Consider the following 19,060-nt stretch of genomic DNA (forward strand, 5'->3'; position numbering starts at 1 on the left):
TGGTGTGGAATCTTTAACTTTCTATTAAAAAGAAAAGCACCTTCTCCGTTTGGATTTTGGCGCACTCTATCTGAGTGTTGAATTCCAGTCTAGCTTTTTTAAGACCCTTAGTTTTTCACTGGATGTCTATAAACATATTCGGGAAAGTCGGTAATAATACCATCCACGTTGCGTTCAAATAAGTTATTTGCTTGTTCCTGCGTTCGCACTGTATAAGGATATATCTTCATCCCGGCAATATGAACACGGTCAACAAGCTCATCGGTAACAATGCTCATATTTGGGTTGAAGAAATCAGCAAAAGTTGTAAATTGTGCCAACTGTTCATCGGTAACATTTGCCCAAGAAGTACCCGCAAGGACACCGTGAGGGACATTCTGCAGGAGTGCCTTTGATTGTTGCACAGATGTATGATTAAACGACTGGATAATAATTTTTTCGTTATTAGGCTTATGCATATTACGCTCCATTAAGGTTTCAGCGACTTTTTCTTCTACGCCTGGATACAATTCAGGAGATTTTAATTCTATTAATAACCCAATCTTTCCTCGATATGTATCGATTACTTCCTCAAAAGTAGGAATTTGTTCACCCGCAAATTCTTGTCCGAACCAACTTCCGGCGTCCAATTGTTGAATTTCTTCAAGTGTGTAATCCCCAACAGATCCTGCCCCATTTGTTGTACGATTAACAGTTGTATCGTGAATGGCTATTAGCTCTCCATCCTTGGTCATTTGTACATCAATTTCAATATAATCAGCTTTCATTTCAAAGGCTTTTTCAAAAGCAGCCATTGTATTTTCCGGAGCATGACCTGATGCCCCTCGATGTGCAATATTAACCATTTTTTTCTGTTGTTGAACTGTCTGAGTGCCTCCACCTTTGGATGCGAATACAGGAACTGTGAACACAGACGCGAAGATCATTACTGTTAACGATAAAATAGTAATCTTTCGTATCATAATCTTAATCTCTCCCTTTTTCTGTCTTACTTTTTATTATAGAGGTAATCTATTAAGTAAATGTAAACTGTAAGATAAAGAGATGTAAGATAAACTAAGAAATTCTTAATAGTTCAAAAAGTTTGCAACATTGAGGCTTCCATCTTTACTACCAAACCCTAACCCCCACTCAATCCCCTTCCAACAGCCTCAACATAATCATAAAATTCCTCCGTCCGATTATCCCGATTCCCAGACGAAAAATCCCCCTCCTCAAAAAAAGCCTTTCGCTGCGCAGTGCTAATCTCTAATTGAACTCCTTTGCTCTGCCTATTTTGATTAACAATATTGTCCTTTTCTTCCCCATTGATTTCCTTCGGTGCATCACTTACGGAAAATCCAGCTTTTTTTAGCTCTATCTCGATAGATTGAGCTAATGCTTCATCCAATCCTCCCAAATACGTGTGTTTTTCCAGTTCATCCTCGTATCCATGGAAAGATACGGTATAGAAACTGTCTGAGACAAGGGCTACTGCCTCTGGTTCATCGAAGTTCGTGGAATCAATATGCAGGTCCGTATTGTTTGCTGCTTTGATTCCTTGAAAAGAATAGAAGGAATAGTCGCCTGCGAAAGCTAATTGTTCCGCTAAATCCGTTGTACCAGGCTCTATCCCTCCGCCATGGATGGCTATGCTGGCAACATCCGAATCTCTTTCTTCGGAACTGATTCGATAATCTTCATCCTGCCCCTCCTGTTGATGAAGTTCGTTAAAGTTTTTATATTTATCGTTCCCGTTACTTCCATTGACTAGCAGCAGCGCTATCATTATAACGGCCAGTGCTAGTCCCACAATCATAAAGTTATTTCTTTTCATCGCTGCTACCTCTATTTCATGTATGCCATATTCTCTTTACCATTCTCTCATTCTACTATATCAGGCATCACATCTGAAACGTCATCAATATACTACCAGTCATTTATCGAACTTTTCTGCTTTCTCCACCCACTCCTCTGCGTCAAACATGCTAAAATAAGCATACCGATGAAATAACAAGTCAAACAGCAGCGAAAGGAAAAACAACCATGACCTTAGACTATACAAACTCCATCCCGCTTCATGTGCAGTTAAAACAAATCATTGAACAGAAAATATATAACGGCGATTATGCAGAAAAGATTCCCAGCGAGAGAGAATTGATGGATGAACACTATGTAAGCCGAAGTACGGTGAGACAAAGTATCGAACAGCTGGTTCGGGAAGGAATCTTGGTGAGAAAGCCGGGGAAAGGAACCTTTATCGCCGTTCGAACGATTAATGACTGGCTTGGCAGCCTTCACAGCACCTCGGAAAATATCGAGAAAATGGGGATGGCGCCGGGAGCCAGATTAGTAGCCTCCCAGGAAATCGAGTTAGTTGGAAGATTAAAAGAAGTGACCGGTTTAGATAAGGCACATCACTTTAAAAGAATAAGGTATGCAAATGATATTCCGATGGGAATTGAAAGGCATTATTACCCTGTGGCATTAGGGAAAAAGCTGTCTCAATTTAACCTGGATGAAGAAGCATTCTATGAGCTGCTGGAAAGAGAATTAAAAGTAAATACCTTTCAGGCGGAGCAGGAAATCAGAGCCGGAATCTCCACCCGGGATGATTCAGAGTTACTGAATATTCCTGAGGGGACAAGCATCATTATTGCAGAAAGAAAAATTACCGATGTCCATGGAGACTTCGTGGAATTTGAGAGGGCCTATTATCGTGCGGATATGTACTCCTTTAAAATAACCTTGTCGAGAAATAGCAAATAAAAATAGAATAGTTATTGTTTTTTAACTGGTTAGAACATTCTGACCTCCTTGAGAATACTGGTGTCTATCGCATAAAATATAAATACTATTTTTGCAGTCAAAATTAGACAGCTTTTTTAGGGAGGTCATCCATATGAGTTTTATGATTGCATTCAGTATCGCAAGTATCCTGCTTTGTGCCGGTATGATTATTCGGGCCAAAGTAGCTTTTATTCGAAATATGTTAGTGCCTGCCAGTGTCATAGCTGGTATTTTAGGCATGATTATCATGAATACAAATCTTATCCAGGCAACCAATGCCGAAATGTTCACTGTAATTGTTACGCAGTTATTTACGATCACGTTCATCTCCATTGGCTTAACAAGCAATAACAAGGCGAATAACGACCATACTGCCGGGAAGCAGATTGCCAGAGGCTCCCTCGGAATGGGCATGCTCTGGAATCTATTATATGCACTCACCCCTGCTGTCGGCGCAGTTGTCATTTTACTCGTCGGCGGTTATTTCGGAATGGACGCCCTATATGGGCTGCTTATCCCCTTTGCCTTTACACAAGGACCAGGGCAGGCGGCGACATTCGGATCTATTTTTGAACAGCAGTACGGAATAGAAAATGCAGCGATGGTAGGCCTGACCTTTGCGGCAATCGGTTTTATCGCCTGCTTCTTAATTGGCGTCCCACTTGCAAAATATGGGTTAAAACGCGGGTTAGCCAAGAAATATGGCGAATCCGAAATTAAAGATTATGTCAAACGAGGCTATTACACGAAGAATGAGAAAAGAGAATCAATCGGACAAGAGACGGTATTCAGCGGAAATATGGATACAATGACGTTCCACTTTACGATGATTGGTATCTGTTATGTGCTGGCTTTAGGAATGGCATCTCTTATTTCCATGATTCCTGGTATAGGTCCGACGCTTGGCGGAATGCTGTTTATTTACGGCATGCTTGCCGGCTATTTTGTGAAAATGGTATTGAAAAAGCTGCAGCTGGACCATTTGCTGGATAATACCTTTCAAACGAAAATTACCGGCTGGTCCACCGATTATTTAGTTGTCTGTTCCTTTATGGCCGTTCAATTCAGTATCATCGGCCAGTGGATTGTTCCAATTATTATCGAAGCCGTTGTCATAGCTGCGCTTACTATTGCAGTCGTTTTATACTTTGGAAAGCGCTTAGGCGGCGACAACGACTTTTCCCGGACGCTCGGTTTGCTGGGAACCTCGCTGGGTACTGTTCCAAGCGGAATCGCGCTTGTACGGATTATTGAGCCTTCCCTGCGTTCCACCACAGCCATCGAATTAGGGATGATGAATATTCCGATGATGTTCTCTTATATAACCGTTTCAACGATTATGATGATTATGGCCGGGACATTATCCGTCACAGCTGGAATTCTATGGTTACTGGCGCCTGTCCCTATTTATTTGATTCTATTAAAGGTATTTAAAGCATGGGGCAGAAAAACATACGATTTCAAAGAGGAAGCTGAACCAATCAAAAGTAAGAAAAAATCCTATGCATAATCTACAGCGAAATAAGGAGTGAAATCTGCAATGCAAAAATTATATTATGGCGGCGATATCATTACGATGACTGGAGAGAATGACAGCGCCGAAGCAGTGTTAGTAGAAAATGGGGTTATCAAAAAGCAAGGCAGCCTAGCAGAAGTGAAACAAGCAGCCAGCCCTCAGGCAGAAAGCATTGATTTACAAGGAAATACCCTGATGCCTGCCTTTATCGACCCGCATGGTCACGTTTCGATGGTTGGTCATTTTTCATTGATGGCTGATTTAAGTGAATGCGATAATTTTGATGAAGTAATTCAAGCACTAAAAGCATATATTCAGGAAAAAGAATTAAAAAAAGGCGATATTGTCGTCGGATGCGGGTATGATCATAATTTTCTTGCAGAAAACAGACATCCAACGAAAGAGATATTGAATCAAGTATCCACGGAGCATCCTATTTTGATTTTACATGCTTCCGGCCACTTAGGCTGCACGAATGATTTGGGATTACAGGCAGCAGGCATAAACGAGCACACTTCCGACCCGGAAGGCGGTACAATCGGCCGGGTTGCAGGTACAAATGAGCCAAATGGCTATTTAGAAGAAAATGCCGTGATGGGATTACAGAAAACCCTTTTTAAAGGTGTGAAACGGGATGAGTTCAAACTGGCAGAGTATGCCCAGAATGAATATATCAAAAATGGAATTGCAACCGTTCAGGACGGCGCATCATCCAAAGAGATTATTGACTTATTCAAAGCCTTGGCCCAGCAGCAAAAGCTGAAAATCGATGTGGTCGCCTACCCCGTATTTGATGCAGAGCCGAAAAAGCTGATGGAAGAAAATAAAGATTATGCCAAAAAATATCAGAACCGCTTTAAAATCGGCGGATATAAAATGTTTTTAGACGGGTCCCCTCAAGGGAAAACAGCTTGGCTCACAGAACCTTATGAAGGCGAAGAAACCTACCTGGGATATCCATGGTTCAAGGATGAGCAGGTCAAACAATATACCGACGCAGCAGTCAACGATGGCGTGCAGCTATTAACACACTGTAATGGAGATGCCGCTTCTGATCAGCTGTTACGGAACTACCAAGCATCGCTGGAAGAATCGAATCATCCAGATAAAGAGAATCTGAGACCTGTGATGATACACTGCCAGACCGTAAGAAATGACCAATTGGACATCATGGCCGACTTATCGATGGTCCCTTCCATCTTCGTCGCGCACACGTATTACTGGGGAGATGTCCATCTAAAAAATCTTGGCGACAGGCGTGGACGTCGTATTAGCCCGGCAAGATCCGCATATGACCGCGGTCTGTGCGTGAACTTCCATCAGGATGCACCTATCGTCAAACCGGACATGCTGCATACGATTTGGTGTGCGGTGAATAGACAAACGAGAAATGGTGTGAGCATCGGGCCCGAGGAATGTGTCAGTGTCTATGAGGCGTTGAAGGCTGTCACGATTAATGCCGCGTATCAATATTTTGAAGAGGATGATAAAGGGAGCTTGGAAGATGGGAAAGTTGCCGATTTGGTGATTTTGGATCAGAATCCGATGAAGGTGGATACGATGGATATTCGTGATATTCAAGTTTTGGAGACGATTAAGGATGGGGAGACGATTTATCGGAGTGAGGTTCGTGTGAGGTAATTGCATTTTAAAGAAGCTCCGAACCCTATAACTAAAAACTTGTTACAGAAAACAAATCACGAAACAAAGCAAATAAAATAATTGAATGAATTATTGAGTTGTTAAGGATTAAAGAAGCTTTATCACAGCTTTATTAGTGCCGTTGCTATCTAGATTAATTGCAAATGGGGGCAAGTATAGCTTCATTAAGCTATTGCTGTGTTTTGTTTGTTACTTCAATACGACAATTACAGCACCAGTCATATCTCTTTTTATAAATTGTAAAAGCAACAGAATGATTTTATTATCTGACTGTTGCTTTTAGTTTTCAATTAAATATCCACTGCCAATCACTGTATATGAATGACATAATAAAAATACATAGTTTAGCGGTGTGAAAGTACATAGACAAAACCATAAAAAAACCTGCTGCACAATTAAATAATTAATTATGCAACAGCCTCACGCTCAATATAATATATTCCTTTTATCCTTCATCTATAAAATCGATTATTTTATCTAACTTCCTACCCTACCCCGAAACCGGGTAAGCATAGGCAACAAACCGATCAGGTGCACTGCCTACAAAGTGGAATGGATAACAGGTCGTTACTACTAATACCTCTTCTCCCATCTCGCGGATAACCGATGTATCATCCTCAGGAACAATTTCTGTTTCCCTGATTTCGTACGTATACTCACCATAAGGCATCTGTACGACAAATGTATCGCCTATCTCCAATTCTCCAAAATCACGAAATACGGTATCGCGATGACCTGATAGAAGAATTTGCTCCTCCTGTCCTGGCAACACCGAATTGGATAGATGACCAACGCCTTTTTCTAATGAATCCGGGTCAGTTCCCTCGACAATAGGCAATGTTTTTCCCAGTTTAGGGATTTCTAAGGTGGCAAATGCTTCGTCTGTCTCTAAATTAAACTCCTCTATGATTTTCTCTATATCCTGGTCGGGGTCATCCTGCTCGCTGACTCCTTGCTCGATTCTTTCCTCCGCCTGAACTAAAGACTGTTTTTGCGATTGCTCATGTCCTATAATTTGATAACCAAAAACACCTAGACAGACGACGCCAATGATAATAAAGAGGATTCCGATACGTTTCATGGTGATGCTCCCTTCTTCATATCAACTTAATCATTTTCATTACCTTCTAAATAGAACTAACTCAGACTGCTGATCAATTGTTGCCATTTATCTGCTACTTTTTCTTCCGTATAATGAGCAGCTGTGCGTATGGCTGCCTGCCGATAGTATTGCTTTTCTTCGTCCGTTTGATTTAAATACGTAACAATCTTCTCAGCAAAACTTTCCTTATCTCCAAAATCAACAAGAAAACCATTTTTTTCTTCTTGAACCATTTCATCAACACCGTAGCGGACATTGTAGCTGCCAACAGGACAACCGCATGCTAAGCTTTCTAAAACACTCATGGTGAATCCTTCAGCTTGTCCAGCAAATAAGAATAAGTCGCTGGAGGCGTATACGTCCTCTACATTGTCTACATATCCTTTAAATGTTACATTATTTTTTAAATCAAGCTTTTGAACTAATTTCTTTAAATTCTGTAGTTCTTTTCCACTTCCGTAAATTTCTAATATTACTTCTGGAATATGTTGCTTCACTAAAGAAAGAACTTCCAATAAGTGATTGATATTTTTTTCGGGAGCTAAACGTCCGACAGAAACCAGCTTATTGGTTTTAGGCTTCTTTTGATCTAATTTATCAGTTATCTTGCAAGGGTGCGGAATAACAGCCAAATTATTAAAGCCAAATCGCTTTTCAATATCTTGTTTCTGATTATTTGTTAACACAACTATATTATCGAAGCTATACGGACTATTAAAAACTTCTAGATAATTCTTATTTATCTTGGAACGAAATGCTGTGTTTGAAAAATAAGTGGAATGAATCATAGATATTGTTTTCACGTTTAATTGGTTTTGTCCCGTAAAAATCGGGCTGTATCTTTTATTACGATCAATAATAACAATAGGTTCTTCCTGTCCGATTATTTCTTTCAAAAAATAAAGAATAAGAGCCTGCTCATCTGGCAGCACGGTTTGAAAAACAGCATTTCCATCACTGATAAGATAAGGACCGTCATCGTACTTTACAATCACCCGTTTGCCATAAACATCGAAGTATTCTGTCATGTACACCGTGTTATCATCGTGTAAATATTCGGTGTGGGATAATTGGCCAAACCGGTTAAATCGATCACGGACGATTTTTTTACCATTATGAAAATAATTTATATAATCTAAAAGCTCATTTGATCTAAATACCATATACTTTACGAGTTTATTATTGGCATCAAAAATACGAATATGTCGTTTTTCTGCTGATTTTTCATCTTCATACCCATATGTTTGTTCTTTTTTTATTTGAAAAGGGGGCATGTTCTTTCCCTCTTCACTGCGTTGAAAAAACTCGAATAAATTAATCATGGAAATATCCGGGTCAACGATTCCATTTTCAACATAGCGCTCCCAATTTGTATGTATATTTACGTTTTTATTCACTGTAACAAATACAGGTTCCACATCTAAATATTTCACAAACATATTCCCGCGTTTCATTGCTGATTTTTCAATACCAGTAAGATGCTGTCCAATATTTGAATGTAAGAAATAAGCTTTTCTCTTCTCCAATGACGAACTCCTTTCCCTATCCAAAACAATGTCAGCAAAGCTCCTTTTGACATATTAGCAGAGCTTTGCTTAGACTGTAAATTATTACTGTTTATTCTGTTTTAAAAATAAATTATAGTACGCACAATATCCAGATAAATAATGTTCCACATCATCAATTCGCGTTCGGAAGGAGTGATGCCGAATGAAGAAACTGCCGGTGATTCTTTTCGGATTTTTAAAATACATGGCCAGTTCCGGATAGAAAAAACCATTACGCTGATACTCTGCCCTTCGGTGAATCGTTGCTTCTAATTTCAATTCATCAAAATCTAATTCGTTAATTAAGTCACCGTATCCGTCTGCTTTCATACGATTAACCATCTGATATGCTGCAATCATCAACTCAAGGAAGGTAGGATATGTGGTGATTCGTTTGTAAATATAATCCAGTCTATTTTGTACGTTCTGTAAGCCGAATTTATAATATTTACGTTCCGGTTTATAGAGAGTGACCTCATTGGTACAGTAGCTTAGCCAGTGATCGTGATGTTTCCAGTGATCGCTTTCAATAAAATAGTCAAATGCTTTTTCAACTGCTTGTAACCACTGTTCATCACGGTCAATTTTATAAAGACGCATCAACGCAAAACAAGCTTCTCCATCATAATAAACAATACGGAACTCCTCTTTTAACGCAAGAGATGGATAATCTAGTATATGAACAAATTTACCATTTTCCTGCTGCAATTGAAGAATACCTCGTGCTAATTTCTGAGCGATTGGAATATGTTCTACATTCTCAAAGACCTCTGTGTATTTCGTGATAGCTAATATTGCTGCAGCAATTGCGCCTAGTTTCACTTCCATCCTATCTGCTTGTTCCCCATCAATGATATAAGCTATGTCTTTCTCTTCATCGACGTATAGTTTTTCACGAATAAGATAATCAATCCCTCTTTCAATGGCGTCTGCAGCTTCTTCTGTGGGATGAAATTCATAGGCTTCAATCATGGAATAAATGGTACTGCTATGCCGAAGACTATTATAGTGCTTTATTTCTTTATCATAGTAAGAGAAAAAACCATATACAAACCTACCATTGGGTTTACTTAAACTGGCTAAATATTTTTGCCCGCCTTTTATTAATATGTCAACTTCTTCTGCATTTAATGGGGTATCCCGCCGTCCATTATCACGTTCGCCCTGATGTAATTTATAGCAGTTCCCTTTTTCATAAAAATAACCTTGTGTCTCAAAAATATATACTTTTTCTACTTTCTTAAAATCAATTGGTTTTCCATTTGGTCTATGTTTTTGAATATACTTTTGTAAATTTTGTTCATGGATAAAGCCGCGTTTTGTTTCTCTATCAATTTGAATCACAGCATTCCCATTTAGTTCTTGTTCTAAAAATGCATGTTTGAAATCCTTACTGAAGCTGACACCTTGACGAAAATAATTTTTCTTGGTTTTTGTAATTCGGTTGATAAATTCAGGAATAGTTACAGGAATAACGTTGGTAACAATATCAATCTTTATAGAGGTAAATAATTCTTTTGTTTTTTTCAAATAGGAATCACCCTGATTCTCTATATTCTCCCATGCCTGATAAAAACTTTTCCCATTTGCAGTGAAGACGGCAGCACGTTTTTCCGCAAATCCAATTGATAAAAAGATAGTCAGCGAGGCCTGGCCGTTGATTTGCTGAAAGGTCTCTCCATCCTCTATTATATTATTTTTCAATGGTTCAAGGTGTTCTTTAAAATGTTGATAAGGTACTTTCTCCTCTGTAATCATCATGTCCTCCTACACTTAAAAAGCAGCATTATTTTATGTAGACAAAAGCAAACATCTTTTGACGTTTGCTTTTGTTTTGGTACTACTTATTTATTCATTCGTTTTATTTCTTCTGGAGAATAATGTTACTCCTACTCCAGCAGCTACAGCAACTAACCCAACTAGCCCAATTGTCCACATGGATGTTGCAGTACTTGGGAGTTTCTGACTTTCGTGCTGGTTTTGACTACTTTCAATTTTATAGCCTTGGCCAGATTGCCCTTGCGTCCCGTTAGAGCCAGAACCAGAACCTGATCCATTTCCAGGAGTGGCAGTTGCACCTTCTCCATCATTTCCGCCTGAACCAGAGCTGCCGTCTGCAGGGACAGTTACTTCATGCTCGTCATTAACATTGCCTGCTTCATCTGCAACAACTAATGTCAGAACATCTCCTTGATTAACCTCGTCTCCCGCAATAACAAGGGTGTATTCGCCAGTTTCTTCATCATAGATAACTTCTTCAATTTCAACTTCATTTCCATTTTCATCAATTAGTTTTATATCAGCTAATTCTTCATCGGATACGAACGAAATTTCATAGCCATCTTCACTATTTCCACTAATTACTACATCGCTAAGTTCTGGTGCGTCCGTGTCAGCATCTCCATCAGCATCCGAGTCACTGTCTGAATCGGAGTCACTATCTGAGTCAGAGTCGCTGTCGGAGTCAGAGTCACTATCGGAATCAGAGTCACTGTCCGAATCGGAGTCACTATCGGAATCAGAGTCACTGTCCGAATCGGAGTCACTATCGGAATCAGAGTCACTGTCTGAGTCAGAGTCACTATCGGAATCGGAGTCACTGTCTGAGTCAGAATCGCTGTCCGAATCGGAGTCGCTGTCCGAATCGGAGTCGCTGTCGGAGTCGGAATCACTATCGGAATCGGAGTCACTGTCCGAATCAGAGTCGCTATCTGAGTCGGAGTCACTGTCCGAATCAGAGTCGCTATCTGAGTCAGAATCACTGTCCGAATCAGAGTCACTGTCCGAATCAGAGTCACTGTCGGAGTCGGAGTCGCTGTCCGAATCAGAATCGCTATCGGAATCAGAGTCGCTGTCCGAATCAGAGTCGCTATCGGAATCAGAGTCGCTATCGGAATCAGAATCGCTATCGGAATCAGAGTCGCTATCGGAATCAGAGTCGCTATCGGAATCAGAGTCGCTATCGGAATCAGAGTCGCTGTCCGAATCAGAGTCGCTATCGGAATCAGAGTCACTGTCGGAATCAGAGTCGCTGTCCGAATCAGAATCGCTATCGGAATCAGAGTCGCTATCGGAATCAGAGTCGCTGTCGGAGTCGGAATCGTCTTCTTCATCAAAGACAATCGTGTCTTGACCTTCTGAGTCATTCAATAAGTCTATGTCAATAGCAGTAGTAGTTAGACCAGCACCACGTACAGGAACTTCACCTGATACACCAGCAGGGTTTTCTACACCTACGTTTAAGTTAACGGACATTGAACCAATTGCTTGTACACTGGCAAGATCATTGGATAAATCAATCGTTCCATTAGTGATTTGATCAATAAGTCCATTTGCTTCACCTGCTACATCAGTCACCGCCCCTAGGACTCCGTTAACAGCCTCATTCAATCCTCCGATAATTTGACCAACACCAGGAATATTTTCAGCTCCAGGTAAAATTTGAATTTCTAGAGCATTGGCAGCATCTACAACATTTTGCAGTGTTTCAACAATAACATCTTGAACAGCTGTTTCAAGATGTTGGCCAACACCATCTGTAAATTCGACAACAATTGTACCATCTGGATTTATTGTATAATCAACTTGATCATTGTACTGTAGTAAATCAGCTAACGCACTATCCAAGTTATTAAGTGCATCAAGTGCGCCACTTAACTCATCTACTCCATTGATGGTAAGAAAACGTTCTGGAATAATACTGCTTTGCAAGTCATCTACAACGCCTAAAACATCTGACACAGTGCTAGTTAACTCCCCCGTTAAGGTAGTTACAAGCCCACCTACTGCAGGAATATCATCCATTGTAATTGCTGTAAGATCGACACTTACATCAGCTGAACCTTTTTGATACATTTGACCAGCTAATTCAGGAATGCTGAAAGCAACTACTCGGTCTGGATTAAGTGCTTCAACATTAGCAACACCTGTACCACTTAGATTTAATGCTAAATCATAGTCTTCCCCATCTGCTGGTTGATTTAAAGTTGCATCAACATTTACATTCTCTAATAACCGCACTTCCGCCAAACTAGCAAATGGAGCAACATTTAAAATAGCAGAAGAGCTGGCGATTTTAGGGTTTGTCAAAGCTTCCCCGGCTGTTGACGCACTTGCTACAGCAGGTAATGTATTAAAAGCTAATAAAGAAGCTGCTGCTGAAGAAGCAAAGACTTTTCTCATTTTACTCGATCGACTTACTTTTTTTGCTTGCATCTTACGCTTATAGTCAAAATTCTTTTTACTCAAAGTCTCATCCTTCCATTCTGTTTTATCTAATAAACATTAACTTGACGAAAACAACAAAAGATTAATATGTACTTTATCTAATCAAACTCCCCCTTGCCTTTTAGCTAATTTCTAAAGATGACTGAGTCAATCAAACGATTAATTATGTATATTAGCTAAAATTAAAAATTTCAGAACATTCTCGTTGATAGATAATAATCCAACAAAGGACCTAAATTTTCATTAGCCTAAAAAAGTAACTTCTTTTCTAGTCTTTTAAATAAAAACCATGAATAGATAATTTCAGAAATTCCAATCTATCAACGAAAATCTATGTAGCAGAAGAGTGTATCTAAACATTCTGCTAATTAAGGCAATTCTATCTAAATCTCATAATCATGTGAACCCTGGACTTTAGACCTTAATTCTTAATTCTTTTTTACTTATTGAAGAAAATTTATTTCTAAATTATCTTTTTATCCTTTAAATCAGCTTTTTATAGATTTATTAAATATTTATAAATATATTTAAATAGTTAATTTTTCCTCAATTACCTTTTAAAAATCTCTTTATAAATAAGTTTATTGGCTTAATAATGATTATATATTCATTTAAATTAATTCAAATTACCTTAATTTAATTCTTAAATTTTCTTATATTAAAAAATAGTATCCTAACCAGAGAACAATCATCTCCTGAATTGTTTTGATTTGTTAAACCTTGTATTTAAAGGGATAGCGCAACTATAATTTTTATTATGTTTAGATAACTTCTTTTCAATGTAAATAAAAACTCTTAAAAACTTCGAGTTTCTAAACTTTGAAAAATAGTTAAATCGACCCCTTATATTGTTTTTTCGACAATAAATTTACCTACCTTGTTCAAACAATTTGTTTCTTAAACCTCAGAAAAAAATTAAATAAAAATATAGAAACTTTCTAGAGGCACCCCCTGCCTCATTTCTCTATTTCATTTAAATAGAAAGGAAGTGGCAAAGCCTCTTCAACAGAAAAAATGACTAAATTTGAAAAATAACAATGGAATATAGAACACTATTTTGCTAGTATTAATTTTATAAAAAATAAATTTGGGAGGAACAACCCGTTGAAAAAATTATTACTGGCAGCATTATTTTTAAGTTTATTATTGGCTGCATGCACCAGTGACAGCGATACTGGAGAAAATACTGAAGAAGAAAACAACGAAACAGCAGAGAGCGAAAAAGATACAGATACTTCAGAAGAAGAAAAAGAGGTATACAGCATCGGTGATACAGCAGTAATTACCAGCGATTTATACGAATTTGATTATGAGGTAACGGTAAACGATTTTTACTTTGCTGAAGAAGCAAATGGGAAGCCAATGGAAGATGTCATGTCTACTTCTGATGATGATTTTAAGCTGGCCGTGGCAGACGTTACATTCAAAAATATAAGTGATGAAGCTTATGTGCCTCATGATATGTATTCTGCCAACTTATCAGCAATAGATGAAGATGGCGGGGAAATATCTTATAATGAATTTTTTCCGGAAGCAGATGAAGAATTAGCTCCGGGAGAAGAAATAACAGGACCGTTAGTGTACGTAGAAAGAGTAGATTATGCCGATACCTTTTTATTAAAATTTGAAATGATGTCAGATGAAGAAACACATTTCGAATTGCCTAACCCTAATCAATAAGATAAATAACCAATTAAACCCATCATCAATCCAAACCCTGGCGTGAGGCATCGTGCCAGGGATTTTTTGTGAATGACATCTTTTTAAAAATAGAGAAAGATCCCTATTCAGAAATAAGTCCATATTTGGAGTATCTATATCTTACATATTCTGTTGATTCATTGCCCCTACCATCGAAATGATTGTAAGAATGCCAGCAATAATAAAGAGCTTCAACCAAAACTTCGGCATAGATTTTTTCTTAATGATACGGTAAAGCAGACCCCAAATCCCAGTAAGTATGAAAGAAAGTAAAAACGCTCCTAGAAGTCTGCCAAAAAGATAGGCAATCATGTTGGTCATTATAGATTTCTCCTTTGTTTATTATTTCATTTTTGATAGGTTATTGATAAATTTGTTATATCAACATATTTCATCAAATTTTGTTACTTTAATTCGTTTACAGCTTAGGCGCCTTGATTCATATCATGCCGAAGCTTCTCTCTTCCTGCATAACTTTTATTACTCATACGAGCGATAAGAGCAATAAAAAACCACTCCAGAATCGTCCATAATAAATAAAGTCTAAGAATGGTACCTTCTTGTAATGTAAACAAAACGACCGCACCCTCACATAACGCAGGTACGGCCTCCTCTATTAAGCAATTTTATTCTACGACTTCAAAGCCTTGGCTCTCCATCATTTCTACAGACTGTTCCAAACTGACCGTATCAGCACCCTCTTCTCCTTCAAAGGTAGAACCAGGCAGTGCTGATATTTCAGAAAGATCAGCTGTCGTGTAATCGATTGTCATTGTTTCAATGGCTTTATCATCTTGATAATCAATATTATGTTCAAGTCCTTCTGTTCCTTGGATTTCGGCAACAATGGGGTCGAGAATAGCTTGAGCCTCTTCTTTTGTTGTTACCATTAAAGAAGAATAGGGTATTTCACTTTCGGTAGATTGTTCTATTACTTCGTCACCCTCGGCTACATATGTAATTTTCATAATAACTCCGTTTTGTTCACTTTGGAGTGTGACCGTTTCTTCCGAGTTACAAGCCATGAGTCCAGCTAATGCCACAAGCAAAGCCAGCATTCCAATGATTCTAAAAGTTTTTTGTTTAATCATGTTTTTTCTCCCATCCATCACAAATTTATATTTTTTACATGGTTCCATTACCTTACTTAGATCCGGTCCAATATTTTTCCCTGATCCGCATTACTTGCATCTCAGGGGAAGCTTCCTCTGCAGAGACAAGGCAAGTTGGTTCGGAGCTTTTTTCATCTGAATTACAAGCAATTCTTGTCATACTAATTCAGTAAAACCAAATAGATGAATAACCGTTTTTTCATATGTGCGCTTCCTTTCTTATGAAGTTTTCAAATAACAGGCTTTCATGTTATTTCATAATATTATGTATTTATAAATCATTTTACAATAGGCCGAATATCACTTAGTCCTAATTCGAACTGGCTTGTCCCCTTTTTGTGTTATGACCTTTTCCCTAATTTTGAGTTCTATATTTAAAATAATTAAGAAACTTCCTTATCTTATTCATTTCTTAGCTATCATTGAAAAGTGCTCTTTTCACCTCTTTTTACCTACTTCATAAAAGAAAGTAAAGGAATTGTAATATTTATTTTTGTTTTGATTTCGTGTTTATGGATTCTTGTATGGCGATTATTTATAACGGAGGATTTGAAAACATGATAAAAAGAGTCTATGTAGAGAGGCCTCTTATAGAATCTTAATTTAATAATACCATATTGTTCTCCCCAGGTACTTAACTATACTGGAACTTTAACTTGTTCAATTAACTCATTTTTAAATCTCTTCATTAATAAATTTACTCTTCCCTCTTTTTAGGCATGAATTTCTGAACAAACTTACATTTTATTCTTCAAAAGCCTACCAAGTTCAAAAGAGTGCAGACATAAAAATCGGAGCTGTCGCAAAATGCATATTATGCATTTGCTAACAGCTCCTTTTAAAATTTCATCACAAATAAGCGTCCGTAAAAACTCTAGCAGAAGCAAGCTTCATTTTATACATTTACAAGAAAAGAATCATAGATAGCACAAACATAAATATAACACCTGATATCATCGGTACAGAAGTACGCTTAATAATATGAATTGGATTTAATTTTAACGTTCCAGCTACAATTAAGATAACAGCAGCTACAGGGGATACGGCTCGGAATAAGTTTCCTGCCATTCCCATTGGAACACTGATAGCAATTGGGCTGATACCTGCTGCCTCGGCAAGTGGTACAACCAGCGGAACCATTGCAAAGAATAAGGCAATGCCGCTTCCGCTCAACAGGACTATTAACGCTGTGACAGCCACTAAAATAAGCGGCAGAATAAATCCGTTTCCTTCGCCATGTGTACTTTGCATTGTTTCCTGCAATGTGTCAATCAAACCAATCGATTGTAAACCTGCAACAAAGACAGAAGCAGCAACCAGTAATGCTACTACTGGGAGCATATTACCCATTCCTGTAAAGAATTTCTCTGTGCTTGCAAAGACCTCTTTCGCCTTACGATGACGAATCAATTCACAGACAATTGCCAGGATAAATGAAATTAACACAGCAATTTCTACATTAACAGCTATCGTAGCTGAAGTTGTCATTTCAACAATAAAAGAAACGAGTAAAATAATAATCGGAAATACTGGAAGAATTGAATAAACTGTTTTATAAAGTTTACTACCCTCTACCTTTTCAATATCTTTTAATTCCACCTGTTCCTCCGACTCCGCTGCCGTCATTTTTTTATCCATTCGTTTTTGCCAGAAATAGTGAACCAATGCGATAAATAAAATGGTAGGAATCGATACAAGCGCGTGATAGCTAAATACATATTGTGTTACTGTCATATCATTAAACATAGGATATTTAGCAAGTTCCTCTGCAATAGCAACGTTATCACTGCCCAGCGGTGTGGGTACAATCGTTGCTGAGGTGGCAATAACAGCACCAATACTTAATGTAGACATCCCCGCTTGTTTTAAAACAGGATACAAGGTTGCAAGAAGCAGAATTGCTAAGGTCGACGCACTAGGAATAACCAAAGATAAAACGTTTCCAAGCAAAAATGTAAGTGGAACTAGAAAATAAACTGACTTTACTTTATTAATAGGTTTTGTCAATACTTGAACTGTTAAATCATTCGCACCAATGGAAGACATATAAGCGGTATATCCTCCAAGAATAAGAATAATTAATCCAGCTGAGCTCAGTGTTGCTTTGAACTGTTCAACAATTACCTGTAATGGATCGAGCAGGGCTGAGCCGGTTGACTGAAAGTCCTGAAATACAATATCTTTTCCCATTGCTAAACTAATCAAAAGCAGAACAATCCCCATTAAAAATAAGGCAATTTTAATATCCATTTTCTTGATCAGCATATAGACAATAACGACAACGGCTAAAACAGCGGAACCGTACATAATAAGATTATCTAACATGATGTCTTCCCTCCGAAGAATGGTTAATGCTTAATTACATTTTTGAATGCTTTCCATAAACCATTTTTTAAATTCTTTCGCATCAATATCAACACAAACGTTTACATTTGGCGTTTTATTCATTTTTCCTTTTAAATCGACAACGGTTGTTCCTTTTGTTAAAGCACCATCTAATTCAACATCGACATAAGAATGTGCTACTTCAAACAGGTCGGGTTTTAGCAAATAAGCAACTGCACAGCTGTCATACATTTTCAAACCATGATTGAAGCTTCCACCCCGGTATTTTTTAAACAAATGATAAATCATATTTCCTGTCTTATTCATATCTTTTAAAACTTCGCTGTCTTCCGGATAAACAAGTGCTTTTAGACCAACATCCAATCCAGCCATAGCAATAGGGACACCGCTTGCAAAAACGATTTTAGCAGCTTCTGGATCTGCATAAATATTAAATTCTGCCATTACCGAAGAATTCCCTCTGCCTGTTGATCCTCCCATCATGACAATTTCCTTAATGTTCTGCTTCACTTCCGGATAAGTTCTAAATAACAATGCAATATTTGTTAATGGACCAATCGGTACAAGTGTCACTGGTTCATCGCTTGTTAGAATCTCTCTCTTCATTGCAGTTACAGCATGTTCATCTAAAAGAAGGCTTTCATCTGCTTCTTCAAAATCATAACCATCCATGCCTGTCTCTCCGTGAATATCACTGGCATCAACTGGATCAACGATTAATGGTATTGCAGCACCTTTGGCAATAGGAATCTGCTTATTAAAGAATTTCATTAACCGGAGCATGTTATACGTAACTTTTTCTAAGCTGACGTTTCCATTTACCGTTGTAATTAAGCGGACATCGAGTTCTTCACTGTATAAAGCAATTCCTAGTGCAACTGCATCATCAATTCCTGGATCTGTATCAATAATAACTGGCTTCTTATTCATGACAATTCCTCCAATATTTTTCTAAGTTGAATTTTGTTCAATATTTTATAAATAAATTTTTATATTAAGCAGGACGTCTTCTCTCTCGGCTTAACAGCTGCCTGCATCTTTCTTCTGTATAAATACTGTTCTTACCTGAGAGAAAACC

At 38.1% G+C, this 19,060-nt stretch carries 15 protein-coding genes; 4 read left to right on the plus strand and 11 right to left on the minus strand.

The genetic code is table 11. The features are described from left to right. Window positions 1-107 precede the first annotated feature (107 nt). Together MKY45_RS19870 and MKY45_RS19875 are read right to left on the minus strand one after the other, a co-directional pair. The gene (locus tag MKY45_RS19870) at window positions 108-962 is read right to left on the minus strand and encodes a glycerophosphodiester phosphodiesterase (protein WP_341173298.1); all 855 of its coding nucleotides are present in this window, start codon (window positions 960-962) and stop codon (window positions 108-110) included. A gap of 158 nt (window positions 963-1,120) precedes the next feature. Further along, on the minus strand, window positions 1,121-1,816 hold the full coding sequence (locus MKY45_RS19875) for a poly-gamma-glutamate hydrolase family protein (RefSeq protein ID WP_341173299.1): 696 nt from the start codon (window positions 1,814-1,816) through the stop codon (window positions 1,121-1,123). A 209-nt stretch (window positions 1,817-2,025) separates the two neighbouring features. On the opposite strand from MKY45_RS19875, the gene MKY45_RS19880 reads away from it, so the two are divergent. The 3 genes from MKY45_RS19880 (at window position 2,026) to MKY45_RS19890 (ending at window position 5,926) form a co-directional block, all read left to right on the plus strand. After that, entirely contained in the window at window positions 2,026-2,748 is a 723-nt protein-coding gene (locus MKY45_RS19880) for a GntR family transcriptional regulator (protein ID WP_042529714.1), read from the plus strand. Window positions 2,749-2,881: 133 nt separating this feature from the next. Then, window positions 2,882-4,279 carry a sodium/glutamate symporter gene (locus MKY45_RS19885; protein WP_341173300.1) on the plus strand — a complete coding sequence of 466 codons (1,398 nt, stop codon included), beginning with the start codon at window positions 2,882-2,884 and terminating at the stop codon, window positions 4,277-4,279. A 30-nt stretch (window positions 4,280-4,309) separates the two neighbouring features. Continuing rightward, window positions 4,310-5,926 carry an amidohydrolase gene (locus tag MKY45_RS19890; protein WP_341173301.1) on the plus strand — a complete coding sequence of 539 codons (1,617 nt, stop codon included), beginning with the start codon at window positions 4,310-4,312 and terminating at the stop codon, window positions 5,924-5,926. A 511-nt stretch (window positions 5,927-6,437) separates the two neighbouring features. Here the strand turns inward: MKY45_RS19890 and MKY45_RS19895 are convergent. From MKY45_RS19895 to MKY45_RS19910, 4 genes are all read right to left on the minus strand, one after another. Further along, complete coding sequence (locus MKY45_RS19895) at window positions 6,438-7,028, minus strand: class D sortase (protein WP_256705118.1); 591 nt, start codon at window positions 7,026-7,028, stop codon at window positions 6,438-6,440. A gap of 56 nt (window positions 7,029-7,084) precedes the next feature. Continuing rightward, window positions 7,085-8,575 carry a glycosyltransferase gene (locus MKY45_RS19900; protein ID WP_341173302.1) on the minus strand — a complete coding sequence of 497 codons (1,491 nt, stop codon included), beginning with the start codon at window positions 8,573-8,575 and terminating at the stop codon, window positions 7,085-7,087. 84 nt (window positions 8,576-8,659) lie between these two features. After that, window positions 8,660-10,357, minus strand: a complete 1,698-nt coding sequence (locus tag MKY45_RS19905) for a hypothetical protein (protein WP_341173303.1) — start codon at window positions 10,355-10,357, stop codon at window positions 8,660-8,662. An 87-nt stretch (window positions 10,358-10,444) separates the two neighbouring features. After that, window positions 10,445-12,844, minus strand: coding sequence for an adhesive domain-containing protein (locus MKY45_RS19910; RefSeq protein ID WP_341173304.1), 2,400 nt, complete (start codon window positions 12,842-12,844; stop codon window positions 10,445-10,447). A gap of 1,083 nt (window positions 12,845-13,927) precedes the next feature. On the opposite strand from MKY45_RS19910, the gene MKY45_RS19915 reads away from it, so the two are divergent. Next, the gene (locus MKY45_RS19915) at window positions 13,928-14,503 is read left to right on the plus strand and encodes a DUF4352 domain-containing protein (protein WP_341173305.1); all 576 of its coding nucleotides are present in this window, start codon (window positions 13,928-13,930) and stop codon (window positions 14,501-14,503) included. A gap of 141 nt (window positions 14,504-14,644) precedes the next feature. On the opposite strand, the gene MKY45_RS19920 is transcribed toward MKY45_RS19915, so the two are convergent. The 5 genes from MKY45_RS19920 to rihC form a co-directional block, all read right to left on the minus strand. After that, window positions 14,645-14,845 (minus strand): hypothetical protein, encoded by a 201-nt coding sequence (locus MKY45_RS19920; RefSeq protein WP_341173306.1) that lies wholly within the window; start codon window positions 14,843-14,845, stop codon window positions 14,645-14,647. Between the two features lie 104 nt (window positions 14,846-14,949). Further along, window positions 14,950-15,099 (minus strand): hypothetical protein, encoded by a 150-nt coding sequence (locus MKY45_RS19925; protein WP_341173307.1) that lies wholly within the window; start codon window positions 15,097-15,099, stop codon window positions 14,950-14,952. Between the two features lie 51 nt (window positions 15,100-15,150). Continuing rightward, complete coding sequence (locus MKY45_RS19930) at window positions 15,151-15,615, minus strand: YehR family lipoprotein (protein ID WP_289585038.1); 465 nt, start codon at window positions 15,613-15,615, stop codon at window positions 15,151-15,153. A gap of 924 nt (window positions 15,616-16,539) precedes the next feature. After that, complete coding sequence (dcuC, locus tag MKY45_RS19935) at window positions 16,540-17,961, minus strand: C4-dicarboxylate transporter DcuC (RefSeq protein ID WP_256705125.1); 1,422 nt, start codon at window positions 17,959-17,961, stop codon at window positions 16,540-16,542. 30 nt (window positions 17,962-17,991) lie between these two features. Continuing rightward, a complete protein-coding gene (rihC, locus tag MKY45_RS19940) occupies window positions 17,992-18,912 on the minus strand; it encodes a ribonucleoside hydrolase RihC (protein WP_341173308.1) in 921 nt (306 codons plus the stop codon). Window positions 18,913-19,060 lie beyond the last annotated feature (148 nt).

The organism is Oceanobacillus sp. FSL K6-0251 (genome assembly GCF_038004725.1).
Taxonomy (GTDB): Bacteria; Bacillota; Bacilli; order Bacillales; family Amphibacillaceae; genus Oceanobacillus; species Oceanobacillus oncorhynchi.